Raw genomic sequence first — 16548 nt, 5'->3', positions numbered from 1 at the left:
TATCTTGCAACGATACGCCGAGCCCATCGGCCCGCTCCAACCTTGTTAGTTGAAGTTCACCGGTTAATAAGTCATATATGACCAATAGTTATACTTTAGAAGCCACATAAGACCAGAAATGTCGATCTCCGTGCCCATAGGGCTTTGGTAAACCTTGGCCGCAATATCAAACAAGCGCGCCTCGCGCGCCGTCTTGCCATGCTCGATCTCGCCGAACGCGCAGGCGTGTCAGAAAAGACGATCCAGCGTCTGGAGCGAGGCGACGCTGGCGTGGGCATCGGGAAACTGGCCGGGGTGCTTGCGGCGCTCGGGCAGCCCGATGCACTCGCGGAGATCCTGCGAATAGAAGAGGATGCTGTGGGCCTGTCCCTCGCAGTCGACGCGATTCCCAAGCGGGGGATATCATATGTAAAGCGCGGCGACGCGCGAGCTCCGGATAGCCGCCATGAGGCCGACGACGATGATGAAGGAGTAGGCTTCTGATGGCCTTGGGCACTTCGGAGCAGAAGGTCACCCATGTCTGCCTTGGAAGCGCACTCTTGCCAGTTGGTAAGCTGCGGTTCACCCAAGGGTCGCGCCGTCATCATTCCGAATTTCAATATTTCGAAAGCTGGCTTAACGATGCGCGTGCCTTTGCGATCGAACCTCACCTACCGCTCGGATTAACGCCATCCTATGTGTTTAAGGCATCCACAGGCGATCAGCGCGATAGCCTGCCTTCCGTCCTTCAGGATGCGACACCTGATGCATGGGGGCGTCTGTTGATGGCGCGCGTTCACGGTGCCGATCTCAGCGAATTCGACACGCTTACTCTGTTGGATGATGCCACGCGTCAGGGTGCACTCCGGTTCACTGAAGGAGACGGCGGGATCATTAGTGGACATCGCACACCGGTGTCGAACCTCAACCAGCTTGACGCACTGCGGGACATTGCGGTCAGGGTCGAGCAGCGATGCGAGATGTCGCGCGAGGATCTGCGCCTGATCGCAGGCGCCGGCGGCTCGATTGGCGGCGCACGACCGAAGGCAACTGTGCAGGATGGTGACGCGCTCTGGATTGCTAAGTTCTCGTCTCTGGGAGACCAGAGCCCTGTAGAGCGCATTGAGGTCGCGACGCTCCAGTTGGCGCGGGAATGCGGCCTGCGCGCGCCAAACGCTCGGTTGATGCTGGAAAGCTCTGGCCATCCAGTGGCCCTGATCAGACGCTTCGATCGGCGGGCGGGCGGGCGCGTCCCTTACTTTTCATCTCGCACAGCTCTTAATCGATCCGGTGCGGAGCAGGGCTCCTATACAGAGATCGCAGAGGCGATCCGGATGATCAGTAAGGCTGCGCGGGCAGATTTGCATGAACTTTGGGCGCGAATGGCCTTCAACGTCCTTGTCACCAACACGGATGATCACCTGAAGAACCACGGATTCATTTACGCCGACAACGGCCTTTGGCGGCTCTCTCCGCTCTTCGATGTGAACCCACAAGCGGGCGGCCATCGCTATCTCGAGACGGCGATCATAGAAGGAGGGCCATTTAAGGCGTCACTCGATCTCGCGGTGGCCGCTGCGGAGTTCTTCGATCTGACGGAGAACCAGGCGCGCAAGCGGGCGCGAGAAATGGCCTCACTCATCGCCAAGCGGTGGAGACCTCTCATGCGGCAATTTGGTATTGGTGGAGAAGATCTGAAATCTCTCTCAGACGCCTTTGAACACGGCGAGGCGGAGAAGGCTCTTAGCCTTTGATCAACAGCCGTCGACCTCTCGGCGGCTACGCCACAGCTGAGCGTTTCTGAGCCTCGAAGCGCTACGTCCGCTTTAAGCCCAAACTGACCGTTTGTGGGGCGGAGTTCTTCGCAGTTGCGGCATAAGCTGCGCCGCCAAGAGCGGCCCATTGCGGCCTTTGACCGGGCCCTGCTTCCGCTGCGACACGGCGCGTCATTTCGGACCTTCGCTGCGGGCGCGAAATTAAGGCGGAGGCGAACTGGTGGTGTGCGGACTTTCCTTCCGTTCGGCTCGAGTGCTCGATTTGCGCTGCAAATGCGAAAGTCGTCAGGGACAGAGAGTGGAAAGCGGTCGTTTCTCGCCCTTGCAAAAGACATGAAGTTGCTCTGGGAGAGTTGCAAGCCAGCCTTGGAACTCCGAATGCGCGACGGCAAAGTCCCTTGCAACTCTTGGACTATTGCTGTGAACAAACCTCAGCCGTCCGATCTGAATTGGTTCGACATCGCGTTCGGGTAGCGGAAGACAACGAACTGCGACCAGACGACACAAGCTAACGCACCATGTTATCGGAACGCCAGCGCACTGAACGAAATCAAATATCTATCTCCTTGCCGCCAGTTCGACAGGATCGCGGTGGCGACCAATAAAACAGTTGTGGGGGCGCTGGCACCCCCTTTGGATCGCTCGTTCGAGATAGCATCGTTCTTCAGGATGCCGGAGTGGCCACAGGCTTGGATATGACCACCCGTTCGTTCAGCATCGACACCGCGGCACCTGCGACCAGGGCCCAGAAGGGCGCACTGATGCTGAGGAACGACACGTTCGACATCGCTACGATCAGCGCGACAAAGGCACCGATCTGGTGGCCCGCCTTGCGGTCGAAGGCGGACTGGAACGCGCTGAGAAGGACGGTAATCATCGCCAGACCGGCCACGGCCCCGATCAGCGGTCCGGGCAGCGCCATGATCAACGGCACCGCGACCCCGGCGAAGACCCCGAAGGCCGCGAACAGCACGCCGTTCAGGACCGTGGCCGCATAGCGCCCCTCGGGGTTCTCGCCGGCCTGATCGGACGAACAGATCGCCGTCATGGGCCCTGCGATATTGGCGTTATGCCCGCCGATCAGTCCCGCCAGCATGCCGCCGATGCCCGAGATAACGGTCATCGCGTTGATCGGCGGGCGGTAACCCTCGGCGTAGAGGACCCCGATAGCTTGAGCATTCTCGGCGCCAATGACCAGCACGGCCAACGGCACGGCAATGGCCAGAAAGGCGTCGACGGTGAACACGGGCGTGGTAAACTCCGGTGCGACAACGCTGATCGCCGCCTCGCCGCCCTGAAAGCCTCCAGTCAGGGTCACGGCCACGAGGCCGACGACCAGTGCCGTCAGCACCGGCGGCACTGCGCGCAGGAACCGCATCGACAGAAAGAAGGCGACGGTCGCGGCCCCGACCACGATGGGCAGCTTTTCAATCGATGTGACCGCTCCGATACCGAAACGGATGAGTGCGCCTGCGATCATCGCCATTACGATGGGCATCGGCAGCCAGCGCATCACCTTGCCAATGAGCCCGGTGATGCCGAGGACGAACACCATCGCGCCCGCCATCAGGAACGCTCCGACCGCCTGTTCGAAGGGAAACGTGCCAAGCGCGCCCGCGACCAGCGCTGCGCCCGGGATCGAATAGGCCCCGGTCACCGGCAGCTTGTAGTAAAGCGCCATGATCAGGCTAATTAGCCCGCCAAGGCCATAGATCGCCAACAGCCAGGCTACTGTCTGTCCCTCGGTCAGCCCGCCGTTGTTGGCCGCCCCGATCACGATCAGCGCCGGGCCCGAGCATCCGAAGATTGCCGCGACCAGTCCCGCGCTCGCTGTCTTGATGCCCAGCGCCTCGCGTAGGCCCGATAGGCCAGCGCCGAAGCCCGGACCCTTCTCGATCCAGTTCGATTGTCCTGTCTGTTCCACTTGGGTCTCCTCCCTTAAATGTGGTTGCTTGGCCGTCTCAGCGGCCGGTGAACGCGGGCTTGCGCTTGGCGTGGAAAGCCTCGACGCCCTCGCGGAAATCCTCAGATTGGCGCAGGCGACTGTAGTTCAGCCCCTCCATCTCGATCGCGGTGCTGAGAAGCGCATCGTCGGTGTCGTTCAGCAGCTTCTTCGCGGTGCGCTGCGCCATCGGTGAAAATTCGCGCAGCTCGGTGACCAGGTCGGTCACCGCCTGTTCGAGATCGCCGTCGGGCACGCATTCGGTGGCGATACCCCAATCGAGTGCTTGTTGACCCGGGATGCGCTTAGATCGCATGACGATGTCTTTAGTGCGGGTGACGCCCACGATTTTCTGCAGCCGGGCAGAACCGCCCGAGCCGGGGATCTGACCCAGCTTCTGTTCGGGCAGCGCGTAGCGACAGGTCTCGGACACGATCGGAAATCGCAGGCCAGCGACAGCTCGAAGCCAACGCCGAACGTGTAGCCACGATTGGCCGCGATCACCGGCTTGGTGCAGCGCGAAGGCGCGGCAATGTTCCAGGCCAGATGCGAGACATGCTCGGGGCTTGCCTCAAGGAAGCCTTTGATATTGCCGCCTGACGAGAAATGCTCGCCTTCGCCCGAGATCACGATGATGCGCACGCGATCATCGGCATCGAGAGCCTCGAAGACAAGGCGCAGCTGATCGCGTGCGCCCATCGAGATGACGTTGTAGGGCGGTCGCGCGAGGATGATGTCGGCGCGTTCATTGCTCACATTGAGCTGCACGTGGAAGCCGTCGAGCTCAGCGAGGCGCGGATCGGTGAAGGTAAGGGTTTCGGTCATGTTAGCGTCTTTCATGTCAGTTTCTTTCCTTGGATTCATGCGGGTGTGGTCTCGGTCGGCTCGGCCTCGTATTCGCCTGCGACGAGCAGACGGCGGAGGAGCTTTCCGACCGGGGATTTCGGGATTTCGCGAACGAAAACGTAGCGGCGCGGACGGCGGAAATTGGACAGGTCCGAGTCGCGACAATGGGCGTCGAGATCGTCTTCGGTAACATCGCCGGCGCGCTTGACGAAGGCAGTCACGACCTTGCCCCAGCGCGCATCCGGCAGGCCGACCACCGCAACCTCGGCCACAGCGGGGTGCAGCGACAGGCAGCTTTCCACCTCGACGGGTGAGACGTTCTCGCCTCCAGTGATGATCATGTCGTCGGCGCGGCCCGTGACGAATAGATCACCGTCGTAGTCGAAATGGCCGCAGTCGCCGGTGAAATACCAGCCGTCGCGGATCGCCTTGCGGTCCGCCTCGGGGCGGTTCCAGTAACCCTCGAAGGCCTCGTCGCCCTGCATGCAGGCAACGATTTCACCTTCCTCTCCTGGCGCGCAGGTCTCGCTGGCATCCGCCGCGCCGAGCGGCACGACGCGCAAACGCTGGTTGATCGCCGCGCGGCCCGCCGATCCGGGTTTGGTCGCAGCGTCCTGGCAGATGGAGAAGGTGTAGATCTCGGAAGAGCCGTAATGGTTCACGAAAAGATCGGGCTGAAAAGCCTCCGCGAGTTTCTGCAACAGGCCATCGGTCATCGACGCGCCTGCAAAGCCCAGCTTGCGCACGCATGCAACCCGGTCCGGCGTGAATGCGGTGTGGTGGACAATGTCGTGATAGAGCGTCGGCACCAGATAGAGGTTGGTGACCCGATGAGTCTCGATGGCGTCCAGCGCGCCCGGCACGTCAAAGCGCGGCAGGCAGATGAAGGCACCGCCGATCACGCTGGCTGACAGAAGCGACCGGATGCCCATCGTGTGATAAAGCGGCATGACGCCCAGCGTTCGCTCGCCGTGATGATACATGTTCTGAGCCACATGGGCGATGGCGGCGGCGCGCTCGGCACGGTGGCGACGCGGCACGCCCTTTGGCTTCGAGGTCGTGCCGGATGTATAGAGCATGACCGACAGATCCTCGGGCCCCGCTTGTGGCACGGCGTCGGGCGCGTGTCCCGCCAGCAGCGCCGCGAGGCCCTGATCGCCGCCCAGCGGTATGACTGTCAGGCCGTGCGCCAGCACCGATCCGGCTACCGCGTCGGACGCGGCATCATCATGCACCAGCACGCGGGTCGCGCTGTCGCGCAGAGCGTGGTCCAACTCATCTGCGGTGACACGCCAGTTCACGGGCGTTATGACGATCCCGGCAAGTTGGCAGGCCCAATGCAGCGACGCATTCTCCCACCGGTTCTGCATTGCCGTGACGAGTGTATCGCCCTTCCGCAGGCCGATCTGGCCAAGCCCATCCACCAACGCGCTGATCCGGCGATACCAGTCACCATAAGTGATTGTCTGTTCCCCTTCGGCGATGGCCATCGCGTCGGGGTCGCGTTCCACGGACGCGAGAAAGCTGGTTCCGAGGTCAAGCATCGATTGGTCCTCCCTTGATGCGGTTGCGGGCGGCAAGCGCCGCCTGAACGATGGGCGCGTAACCCGTGCAGCGGCACAGATGTCCCGAGAGCGCCTCGCGGATCGCCCCTTCATCCGCGTCCGGTTGGCGCAAAAACAGCGCGTCGAGCGTCATCAGGATGCCCGCGGTGCAGAAGCCACATTGCAGCGCAAAATGTTCGCGAAAGGCTTCTTGCAGGGAGCTCAGCGCATCGTCTTTCGCAAGCCCCTCCACCGTGCGGACCTCGCAGCCCTGGGCCTGTTGGGCGAGCATCAGGCAGGCGCGCGCGGGCTCCCCGTCGATCTGGACCGTGCACGCACCGCAGACGCCGTGTTCGCAGCCCACATGAGTGCCGGTCGCGCCGATCTCGTGGCGCAGGACATCCGTCAGCAATGTGCGTGGCGACACACGCGCCGAAACGGGACGTCCGTTCAGGGTGAAGCGCACCGGGTGCGTTTCGTCTTGGGTCAGTCGCGGCATAATAGTGCCTCCTTCAAGGTTGCGCGGCCGAGTTGCCGGACCAGATCGCGGCGGTAGCGGGCGGTCGCGTGCAGGTCGTCGCGGGCCTGCAGATGCCAGGCGAACTCGTTCAGCCGCTCATCGAGACCCTGCGCGTCTGCGGGCAGATCGAGCGTGCGGGGCGTGTCGGCGACGCCGCCCACGATCAGCGTGGCGGTGCCGTCGGGTCGGGCGATGGCGGCGCAGGCGACGATGGCGAAATCACCATGGCGGCGGGCCACTTCGCGGAACGCGTATCCGGTGCCTGTTTTGTGGGCCGGGAAAGTGACCGAGGTGATCATCTCGCCGGGGGCGAGGTCAGTGGACATCATGCCCTGGAAGAAATCGCGCGCCGCGACGGCTCGTGTCTTGCGACGGCGGCGCAGGGTCACGGTGCCGCCGAGGGCAATTAGGCAAAGCGGCAGCTCGGCGCTGGGATCGGCATGGGCGACAGAGCCGCAAACCGTGCCGCGATTGCGCAGTTGCGTGTGTCCGACCCATGGCAGCGCGGCGCGCACCAGCGGCACGCGGTCCGCCAGATCTGGCCAGCGTTCAAGCGTGCTCTGGCGCACGGCGGCCCCGATGGTGACGTTATCGCCCTTGGCCTCGATCCGTGACAGCTCCGGGATGCGAGTGATATCAACGAGTGTGGCAGGGCGCGCGAGGCGCATGTTCAGCATCGGCATCAGCGACTGGCCGCCCGCGATGACCCGGGCCTCGGTGCCACCTTGATACAATGCTTCCAGCGCTTCGCCCATCTCCGTGGCGGCGAAATAATCGAATGGGGCGGGCTTCATGACTGGCCTCCTTTCGTTATGCGGTGGAAAAGGCCCATCAGCCGCGCCAAAGGGCCGGGGCCCGCGCCGCCGCAATAGCGGGCCAGCGCGCGGAAGAACTCGCCGATCACGACCTTGGCCGCGCCGTCCAGAAGCCGCCCGCCAACCGAGGCAACCTTGCCGCCGATCTCAGCCTCGTAGCGGTAGGCGATCTCGGTGCCGTCGTCGGTGTCGGTCAGTGTGATGCGGCCATGTCCGCCACCGGTGCCAAGCGCACCGACAGCTTGGCCGGACAGCGTCACGGCGTTGGGCGGGTCGAGGTCCGACAATTCAATATCGGCCTTGTAGCGGCCCCGGACCGGCCCGACGCCCAGCGTCACATCCGCCTTGAAGCGTGTCTCGCCAACCTTCTGCACGCCGTGCGAGCCGGGTATGATCGCATCGAGCGTCGCTGGATCGAGCAGCATCTGCCAGACATCGGCGCGGCTGGCCTGCACCACGGCGCGGCCATTCCCCGTGAGCTTGCGCCCACCCGTCGTGGCCTCGGCCTTGGTCTCGGGCACCGGGTCTTTCGGGGCGGGCTCGTCGCCGAAGATATGCGGCGCAAGCTTGGCCGCGGTCACCGGCAGGACGATATCAGGTGAATCGCCTTCGGGGGCCAGCGCGTCGGCCACGGCATTGGCGATGCAGACGGGCGTCGACATGCAATTGCCTTCGCCCACGCCCTTGGCCCCGAGCGGCGTGAAGGGCGACGGCGTCTCGTGATGCAGGATGACCGGTTCGGGCACCTCAATCACCGTGGGCAAGAGGTAATCGGCCAGCGTGCCGGACTGGAATGATCCGTCCGCACCGTAGGCATATTCCTCAAGGAACGCCGCGCCCACCGCCTGGGCAAAGCCGCCACGCACCTGTCCGTCGACCATCGCGGGATGCAAGATCCGCCCACAATCGTGCATGGTCACGTAGCGGTCGATCTTGGGCTCGGCGGTCTCGGGGTCGATCTCGACCCCGCAGAAATCGAAGATGAACCCGTGACAGAGCGAGGAATTGATCCCGTCCTCGGCTGTCGGGGCCTCCAGTTCGGGCGGACTCCAATAGACCGTCTCGCGCAAGGTCTGATCCACGCAGTCCGGCAGGGTGCCCGGCGACCAATGCGCCGTGGCGGCAACCCGCGCGAAGGACAGACTGTTGTCGGGATTGCCCTTGGCGCGTATGCGGCCCCCTCGAAGGACACGTCCTCGAGCGCAATGTTCAGCTGCGTAGCCGCGACCTTGGCCAGCTTTTCGCGCAGCCGCGTTGCTGCGATCTCGGTCGCACCAGCGACCGCCGGGGCAAAGCGCGAGGCGTAGTTGCCCGAGGCGATGGACCAGGCATCGCGCATCGTGTCCACATCAGCCAGAACGCGCACCGCCTCCATCGGCAGGGCGAACTTGTCGGCCACGACTTGCGCCAGGACGGTCCGGTGGCCTTGACCCTGCGGGACCGAGGCGACCTTGACCGTAACCGAGCCGAGCGGGTCGATTGCGATGGTTGCGGTTGCCTGCGCGCCGTTCTTGGGCCCCGCCTTGGCACGCTCTTCAGGGGTCAGCACGGTGGTGATGTAGCCCATATTCGATACCGAAGGCTCAACAACGCAGGCAAAGCCGATGCCATAGCGTCGGCCTTCGGCGCGGGCCTTTTCTCGGCGGGCGTAAAGCTCGGCGAGACCGCCTTCGGCGACCGCGCGGTTCAGCGCCGTGGCGTAATCGCCCGAGTCGTAGAGCGCACCGCTTGCCGTGCGGTAGGGAAACGCCCCGGCAGGGATGAGGTTGCGGCGGATGACCTCCAGCCGGTCCAACCCAAGCTCCCGGGCGATGGCATCCATCAGTCGCTCCAGTGCGAAATAGATTTGTGGGCCGCCAAAGCCGCGGTTAAGGCCCGTTGGTGTCTTGTTCGTAAGAACGACACGATTGCGGATCGCCAGATTCTGGATGTCGTAGGCACCGGTCATGTTGCCGTGCATCCGGTAGAGCGTAGCAGGCTCCGGCGCGCGCAGATGGGCACCGCAATCCTCGATCTGATCCCAATCAAGTGCGGTGATCCGGCCATCCGCCTCAACCGCTGCTTCAATCCGGGTCTGCCGATTGGTCGCAGAAACGCTGGCAGACAGATGCTCCAGCCGGTCCTCGATCCACTTGACTGGCGCGCCCGCGATGCGCGCGGCGATGCCCGCGAGGATCATGTAGGGAAAGACGCCCTGCTTGATCCCGAACGAGCCACCGGAATCGGGGTGTGCGCAGCCGCAGCCGATTGCCCGGCACGTTCAGTGACCGCGCCACCACCGCGTGGATCGAGAAAGGGCCCTGGAAATTCGCGGTGACGTCATAGGCATCCTCGCCCGGCTCGTAGTTGGCGATCACGCCGTAGGTTTCGATGGGGGTGCAGGCGCTGCGCGGATAGGTAACGTCGATGCCAATCCGGCTCGAGGCAGCCTCGAACGCCGCTTCGGGATCGCCGTAGCGGAAGCGCCTTTCGTTAATGAGGTTTCCGCCGAGGCTGGGATGAAGCACCGGCGCATCGTCCGAGAGCGCCGCGACGGGATCGACCACTGAGCCGAGCGGGCCATAGTCAACCGCGACCAGATCTGCGGCATCCTCGGCCAGGTAGCGGTCGGTTGCCACGACCATGACCAGCGGTTCGCCGACATAGCGCACGCGATCCACCGCCATCGGCCAGCATTCGACATCGGCCTTCACGCCTACGGTCATCGACCGGGTGCGCGCGGCGACGTCCTGCCCGGTGATGACGGCGACGACGCCGGGCCCGCGGGCCGCCTCGGCGGTGTCGATCGACCGGATGTCGGCGTGTCCGTGCGGCGACCGCAAGAAGGCCAACGCCAGCGTTCCTGGTGCCACCGGCAGATCGTCGATGTAACGCCCGTGCCCCGACAGGAGTGCCGGATCCTCGACGCGTGCGACCGAGCGGCCGACGAGTGTCTCTGTAACGGTATCTTTCATGTCTCCTCCCGGCTTGGCATGGGCAAGCCCTTGGAAAGGACGTTAGGCGCGCATTCGCAGGCCCCGCGATCCCGCCAGGTCTCGGACCTTACCGAGGAGTCTCAAAAACGGGGGTCAGACGCTGTCGCGAAGCGCCGAGACATCGCGGAAGGTGCTCGGCGAGGAGCCAGCATGGTCATGGAAGAAGCGCGAGAAATGCGCCGGCACTGAGAAGCCCAAATCGACAGAGATGTCGGTGAAGCTGCGGGTGTCGTTTGCGACTGCCTGCACCGCGCGCTCCACTCGCTGGGTGTTCAGATAGACACGCGGAGAAATGCCGGTCTCGGCCTCAAACAACCGGAAGAAATGCGCGCGGGACACGCCACTTTCGCGTGCCAACCACTCCATCGAAGGGATGCGAGCCGGGTCCGCTCGCATCAAGGCCTGGGCCCGCGCGATCCGCCGGTCGGGCGCGCGCATTGCTGTGGCCCGCGCCCGAAGCGACGGCTGCACCTCGCGCCAAAGCGCCAGCCGCTCGATGATCGAAACCATTAGCCGCCCGATAAGACGTTCATGTGCTGCGGCGCCGCCTGGGTCCTGCACCATCGCCTCGGCGGTCTCGCCGACCTGACGGCGGATCTGCGGCGTGATGGCGCCGCCCGGACGGGGAAAAACCCGGTCCCGCACTCGCTTCCCAATTGTCGCGAAACGCACGCAGCCAAGTCGGTTCAATGTAAAGCGCGAGGATGATCGTCGGCGGCTGGCCTGCGCGGTGCACGTAGCTGTGGTGCTCCCAAGCGTTGATGAGCACGGCGCTTTCATCGGTTAGCGGCACGCACCGCCCGCCAACGTCAAACTCGGTATCGGCACCCTCGACCTTCAGCAGCACGTGGCATTGCGCATGGGCATGCTTGACGAGGGGACGGTCCATATCAAGGAGAGCGACCCGCCCGAACGTCCCGATAGCGATCCTCAGAGCAGACGACATCAGGGATCGTTACCAGTTTTCGCGAACATGTCAATCTCGCTCGGCTGCAAGTATCTCGGGTGCAGGTATCATGACGGTTGGACGTTTCAGGCCATCCTCGAAGGCACTTGTTCAGTATGTAACTTCACTCGTTCGCGGATGCCGAATACCCCGCTTGATCAACGTGGTCGCAATCTGGTCGGCTTAATAAATCTATTTCGTTGGTGCGGAAATCGCTCCGCTTAGCGCAAACGCACTTCGGTATGCGCAAAACCCCTTCGGCGACACAGAAGCCATTTCCTTTCAGTCGCATGGAAATTTGAGCTTCTTCCAAATCTCAGTCGTGTGAGCGGAGCAGAGCCTTACATCGACAAGCGTAGTCACAGATGAAACTGTCAAATACCGAATGATTGAATAGAAAGAGAAGGCTGAGCACTGGTCGTTGGCTGCGCTGGCAACGAACGTCAGCTCCGGGCCGTTCTTGCTGGTCCTTCTGATGCCGCACCTGCGAAAAAGTCTGCCCCTCACGCGGACAATTTGGGCTCCTTGCGGCCATACGGCAATGCAGAGTGAAACCCAGTTTCAGGATCGCCTGAATGTCAGCTTTCAATGTTCAGGCAGGGCCGGATCGCGTTTGCGGCGAACTTCCGCTCTCCGCCGTCCTTTCGAAGGTTCTCGCAACCTCAGCGAAAACTGTGCAGCCGCAGCGAACGGCAGGAAAGTCCCGTCAAGCCGACCTCCAGCCTTGGTTAGACATAGCGTCGTGTCCACGAGACCTGCCACGAGTTGCACCACGAAATGCAAAAGGGCTGGCCCAAGTTGGCGCAGTAGTGAATTGACAATCCTCGTGCCGGTGATCTTTCAGGTGTTATCGATATCGACCTGATCGGCATTTCGCCCTGCCGCGCATGACAGAGCGTATTAAGCCCGGCATGTTCCTCTTCATCATCATGACACCACAGGTCAGGCGCTGTCGTCCTCTAACGACAGGGACGCAGCGAGTGCCTGAATACGCTTTGCTGGGCCTTTGTAACGCGCCCCTCGGACGAAACCGCCGTTAGCGCGTGCCATATCAGCGTGTGAAACCTGACCAGAGCGAAGTAGTTCTTCATCGCGTTCGCGCGCGGCGGCTTTCTCAGCTGCGCGTTCTTGGAATGAAAATCTGGGCATCTTTGGTTCCATGTTGTCTCCCTCACGTAAGCTTATCACATCGATGTCGATTTCTTTCGAGAAAACCGCGACACCTGAGGCCAGCCTGTGCCGCACTTGCAGACAGACCGACGCTCGAATTCATGCTGGGTAATGCCCTCAGGCACCTCACCGGGCCTGCGGCTCACCTTATGACCGCACTCCCAACATCGAACCTCTATTTGGGTGATGCCGGTTGAAAACAGTTCATCGGGAATAGAGGCCATCTTGAGTTTACTATCAAATTCCACGGCTCACCTAAGACGGGATACACCGTCGTCATCAAGCCGCCAATATGGGCACTGCGCCGTCGTCCTCTGTAAAACCGGCGTCTCACGTGCGCGTCCGCCTGGTGTCGTAGTTTAGGAGCTCCAAGAGTTCAGTGGCATACTGAATCCGAGCTTCATGCACGGGATTTGACAGCGAGCGTATCACTATTGCCCAAGTGATGTGATGCGCAATCCGTTAAATGAAGAAGACGAATGATGGGCCCATATGCCGGTCTTTGGCGACCGCATAGGGAGCTGATTATCCGGTTCCTGTATGAACCACTGGAAAGCAGATACTTAGAAATTTGCAAATTAGATAAGCAGGTCCTGCGGAAGCTGCAGCCTTTACGATAAATGTTTAAGGCGCCGTCAAACTCTGAGCGCCTTTGCTGCCTTATCGATTACCAAAGCCTTGCAAGGTATCTCAGAGACGCAGAATGGTTCGCTACATAGGCCCACCAAGACCCATTCAGACGCCTGGTGCGTCCCAGCCTTCCGATCACGACAGCGTCTGATTTGCCAGCAGCGCACATGTGATAGCCGTGCTTGGCGGTGTATATAATAATCATGAAAACCTGCACATCATACCCGCATGACGTCGCCCGGAGGGAGTCTTCTATGGCGCCGCGACAATGAGCTTGGTGCGCTTTACGTTGCGCAGGCGTCTGCGCTAACCTCTGGGCGATTAGGCCTGCAACATTGCTTGAAGCGTGCCGGGCATATATAAGGTGTTTATCGGAATCCGAACAGGCGGTCTGGGCAAGGGTGATATAGGATGGTGCAAGTTGCATCCAAGATTCTTGGAACTGTGAACGCACCATATGATGCGGATCTGTCCGCTTGCCAGCTTGCGGCTGCAATCTCGGACATTGAAGTCGCTCAGTTTGTGATGGGGCCGGCATTTTCCTTCTTCTCTGAGGTCTCCCCGCATCTCCAGACGTCCTTCGTGTCAGAGTTGGAGCTGCCCTACGACAAAGTGCAGGTGGTGGCGAAGCACTTTCAAACGCTTTGCCCTTTTCCGTTAGCACTGGTTGCGTAAGTTCTTTTCACCGACCTATACTTCGGCGGCGTTGCGGGAGGCTTCGTCACAAACGAAGGGCCCACAATAAAAAGAACGCGGGTCGGCATGCTCTGTGACTGAACCTGTGCTATGCATGTCTTGTTCATTGTAAGATGGACGACGGAGCAGAGGAGGGGAGATGGCAACTTTTGATTTTATAGTGTCAATCGCGTCGGTCGTTCTGGCTGGCGTGACGATCGCCTGGATGGCCTACTTGGCTCGTGTTAGCGGCCGAGACCGGCCGCACGATCCGGAGCGCCTGCGCCAGTTCATAGCGAATGCGCCCTACCATCTTCTTGAGGAGGATAGCCGGAGTAAATGACCAGATCTCTTACAACGAGACCCTGTCCGCGCGCATCACAGCGGTGGGGGTATTGTTGCCCTTGGTCGCCAATCCAAGAAAAAAGGTTTCTGAAGATATTCTTCTTCACCCAGTAGTCCAGCACTACAGCGTGCAATTGGCAATTACTCCTTCAGAAAATCAAACCCTCCACTGACCAAGGGGCCTCGCCTGGTGCGGTTATGGCTGCGCAATCTTCCAAGCGAAGGCTCCCACCAAAGGTCTTTGCAGCTTCTTTGAATCTATTCAGCAACCGCTGTGAAGCCTTATTGCGGTTTAGATATCCTTTTAGCGCATTTACGTCCTTGAAAACGCTTGGGGCTCCTTCTGCAATACCCTTGTAATCGAACTTGATCCTTCTTCCGTCGATCAATGCAAGCGCAATAGCTGCCTCAATCCGGTCCCCCTGCAGAGCATTCCAGCTAATTATTTCATTCACAGGCAAACCTGGGATTGGAATATTGCAAACCAGGATGACGCGCTTGCGGCAGGGCGCGTGCGCTAATCGAAGGCGTTCTACCAACTGGCGCGTAGCGAGTTCGCGTGACTGCAATTGAAGACGGCGGATCATGGGGTCTGGATGGCATGGCACTTTAACCGCCATGCCACTCCCGTCTGCCATTTCATATGGCAGTTCAACCAAGGGTAGCCATTGCCCTCCCTTCATATCCGGCGCCACAAAGTTCAGCGGTTCCCCATGGGTATCTCCCCACAGTGCGCGCCCCTGATCCTCCAGCGTCGAGACAGGCAACTCCTGACGACCAAGAACGATCACTGCGGAGCAGTCCTTGTAGCGGTTCGATCCCAACGACCTACCTCCGAGCCAGAGCCATCGTGCCCCATGGAGCTTTGTGCCAAGCATGATCTGGTTGATCTCGGCCTCACTTTTTGAACTGAAATCATGGCCGGCGTCCTCGAAGAACCTCTGCACAACCGTCCGGGTTGCACCTACAAGCACGCCTGTGTTCTTCGCGAGGCGATCACGCAGCACTTCTCTTGCAATTACCCTTCTGCACCCCTCGCGGTGGCTTTCGCTGTTCAGCAGTGCCGAGATAGACATCTGGTGATCGTGGACCTGCACGACATGGGCTCGAGGCCGCAGGGTCAGTTCATGCTCTGCTCGAATATCACAGCCGAGAGCGGCCAAGATCTCGGTGTCTGCATCGGCATCGAGAACCAGCATAGGTTCCTTGTGCCGCAGCGGCTGCTTACGCATCACGCGCAGCACCTCTTTTTCACCATCTGTAAATAGGCGAAGCCGCTCGCACTCGGTCAGGCCCAAACGCTTTGCCTCAGCCAACACTTCCCAGATCGCTGCGAAGCGTGAAACCTTCCGATGCGCCTGAGCGGCCTTCTCCAGTTTTATTTTCTGGGTCAGGAAGTCCTGGTCGGGGCGAATGTCAGAAGCGGGTTCCTGGCCCTTGCGCTCAAGCTCAGCAAAAGCAGTGAAATCGCTTGCAGAATAAGGCAATGCCAGCGGGCTCTCCCCAGCACAAAGCTTCCCCATGACTTGCGCTGCCGCTTTTAGGAGTTCCGCATGATCTGCGGCGCCTGACGTCGGAAGAAATGTCCGCGCCGCCCTGAAGGCGATGGGATCGATGTCTCGTATCCAGAGAAAGTTTTTCCAGAAGGTTTCGTCCACGACCCTAAGTGCCGGGTCTACGCCTGGTTGCTTCGGCAAGGCAAAGTATGCAGTCGCGAGGAAGTGGCAAGCTGCGTCCACTCTGAATTGGCCAAGATAGGCGCATTCCTCGAAATGGGGGCATCGTGCAACTGTGCCATCTTCCAACTTCGTTTCGCAAAAATGCTCCTTTGCAGAGAGCCCAATCCGATTTGCTTGCTCGACCAGCTCGGCCTTGGCGCACATTTGACCATTTCCGTCAGGTCTGGGTGCAGACCTGCCGCGGATGGTTTGGGCAGAAAGGCCAAGGCACTCCGCTTCGCGTGTCGCCTCCGCAGCCAAGGCAAGCGTCGGCACATGGAAGGCCACGTTCCCAAGTTGCCCCTCAGACGCGCGTTCAGCCATGAGCTCTCGCTGAAGTGTGCTCTTTCCGGCTCCGGGGCTTGCGCGGATTACAGCGCTTGGCACACCTTCGCCTTCGGTCGCCTCCCGCAAGGTGCGGTTGGCGAGTGTCAACGCCGACCTCAACTTTGGGCGCGCCTCAGATGCCGGGGTGAAGGTCGTCGGGCGACATGCGTGAGCCACGCGATAGGCGCCAGGATTGCAGAACCGACCTGAGCTATCACGGGCCGGCAGGTTTCGATTTGTCAAAGTCATCACTCTCATCCTGTTTGTTCAGGAGGGAGGTGAGACCGGTTCGGAAGATCGAGAAGAAATCGGTTGGATGCGGAAAAAAGTGTCATCCCGGT

General features: G+C 61.1%; 13 protein-coding genes and 2 pseudogenes. 3 read left to right on the top strand and 12 right to left on the bottom strand.

Features of this window, described 5'->3' with window-relative positions; translation table 11 throughout:
* Positions 1 to 144 precede the first annotated feature (144 nt).
* Positions 145 to 483 carry a helix-turn-helix domain-containing protein gene (locus ACFQAU_RS02665; protein ID WP_386280336.1) on the top strand — a complete coding sequence of 113 codons (339 nt, stop codon included), beginning with the start codon at positions 145 to 147 and terminating at the stop codon, positions 481 to 483.
* Complete coding sequence (locus tag ACFQAU_RS02660) at positions 483 to 1733, top strand: type II toxin-antitoxin system HipA family toxin (RefSeq protein WP_386280333.1); 1251 nt, start codon at positions 483 to 485, stop codon at positions 1731 to 1733. Before ACFQAU_RS02665 ends, ACFQAU_RS02660 begins: the two co-directional genes overlap by 1 nt.
* Before the next feature lie 685 nt (positions 1734 to 2418).
* Here the strand turns inward: ACFQAU_RS02660 and ACFQAU_RS02655 are convergent.
* From ACFQAU_RS02655 to ACFQAU_RS02605, 11 genes and pseudogenes are all read right to left on the bottom strand, one after another.
* Positions 2419 to 3678 (bottom strand): benzoate/H(+) symporter BenE family transporter, encoded by a 1260-nt coding sequence (locus ACFQAU_RS02655; protein ID WP_132446923.1) that lies wholly within the window; start codon positions 3676 to 3678, stop codon positions 2419 to 2421.
* A gap of 37 nt (positions 3679 to 3715) precedes the next feature.
* Positions 3716 to 4395: pseudogene (locus ACFQAU_RS02650) on the bottom strand (enoyl-CoA hydratase/isomerase family protein).
* Between the two features lie 161 nt (positions 4396 to 4556).
* Positions 4557 to 6086, bottom strand: a complete 1530-nt coding sequence (locus ACFQAU_RS02645) for an AMP-binding protein (RefSeq protein ID WP_132446927.1) — start codon at positions 6084 to 6086, stop codon at positions 4557 to 4559.
* Positions 6079 to 6585 carry a (2Fe-2S)-binding protein gene (locus ACFQAU_RS02640; RefSeq protein ID WP_132446929.1) on the bottom strand — a complete coding sequence of 169 codons (507 nt, stop codon included), beginning with the start codon at positions 6583 to 6585 and terminating at the stop codon, positions 6079 to 6081. Before ACFQAU_RS02640 ends, ACFQAU_RS02645 begins: the two co-directional genes overlap by 8 nt.
* Complete coding sequence (locus tag ACFQAU_RS02635) at positions 6573 to 7400, bottom strand: FAD binding domain-containing protein (protein ID WP_132446931.1); 828 nt, start codon at positions 7398 to 7400, stop codon at positions 6573 to 6575. Before ACFQAU_RS02635 ends, ACFQAU_RS02640 begins: the two co-directional genes overlap by 13 nt.
* The gene (locus ACFQAU_RS02630) at positions 7397 to 8563 is read right to left on the bottom strand and encodes a molybdopterin cofactor-binding domain-containing protein (RefSeq protein WP_386283774.1); all 1167 of its coding nucleotides are present in this window, start codon (positions 8561 to 8563) and stop codon (positions 7397 to 7399) included. Before ACFQAU_RS02630 ends, ACFQAU_RS02635 begins: the two co-directional genes overlap by 4 nt.
* A gap of 110 nt (positions 8564 to 8673) precedes the next feature.
* A pseudogene (locus tag ACFQAU_RS02625) lies at positions 8674 to 9600 on the bottom strand (xanthine dehydrogenase family protein molybdopterin-binding subunit); the annotation flags it as partial.
* Positions 9485 to 10375 carry a xanthine dehydrogenase family protein molybdopterin-binding subunit gene (locus ACFQAU_RS02620; RefSeq protein ID WP_386280327.1) on the bottom strand — a complete coding sequence of 297 codons (891 nt, stop codon included), beginning with the start codon at positions 10373 to 10375 and terminating at the stop codon, positions 9485 to 9487. The gene ACFQAU_RS02620 and the pseudogene ACFQAU_RS02625, both read right to left, overlap by 116 nt.
* 114 nt (positions 10376 to 10489) lie before the next feature.
* Positions 10490 to 11041 (bottom strand): helix-turn-helix domain-containing protein, encoded by a 552-nt coding sequence (locus tag ACFQAU_RS02615; protein ID WP_386280324.1) that lies wholly within the window; start codon positions 11039 to 11041, stop codon positions 10490 to 10492.
* Positions 10926 to 11285 carry an AraC family ligand binding domain-containing protein gene (locus ACFQAU_RS02610; RefSeq protein WP_386283770.1) on the bottom strand — a complete coding sequence of 120 codons (360 nt, stop codon included), beginning with the start codon at positions 11283 to 11285 and terminating at the stop codon, positions 10926 to 10928. Before ACFQAU_RS02610 ends, ACFQAU_RS02615 begins: the two co-directional genes overlap by 116 nt.
* A gap of 999 nt (positions 11286 to 12284) precedes the next feature.
* Positions 12285 to 12491, bottom strand: a complete 207-nt coding sequence (locus ACFQAU_RS02605; RefSeq protein ID WP_165935629.1) for a hypothetical protein — start codon at positions 12489 to 12491, stop codon at positions 12285 to 12287.
* A 1062-nt stretch (positions 12492 to 13553) separates the two neighbouring features.
* Here ACFQAU_RS02605 and ACFQAU_RS02600 point away from each other — a divergent pair.
* Positions 13554 to 13817: a hypothetical protein gene (locus ACFQAU_RS02600; protein ID WP_132446937.1), complete on the top strand. Its 264-nt coding sequence runs from the start codon at positions 13554 to 13556 to the stop codon at positions 13815 to 13817.
* 494 nt (positions 13818 to 14311) lie between these two features.
* Here ACFQAU_RS02600 and ACFQAU_RS02595 read toward each other — a convergent pair whose 3' ends face one another.
* A complete protein-coding gene (locus tag ACFQAU_RS02595; protein WP_132446939.1) occupies positions 14312 to 16456 on the bottom strand; it encodes a hypothetical protein in 2145 nt (714 codons plus the stop codon).
* Positions 16457 to 16548: the final 92 nt, after the last annotated feature.

The organism is Sulfitobacter profundi (assembly GCF_042661425.1).
GTDB lineage: Bacteria > Pseudomonadota > Alphaproteobacteria > Rhodobacterales > Rhodobacteraceae > Sulfitobacter > Sulfitobacter profundi.
Note: the sequence above shows the minus strand (reverse complement) of the source record. Positions and strands in the feature narration are given on the sequence as shown.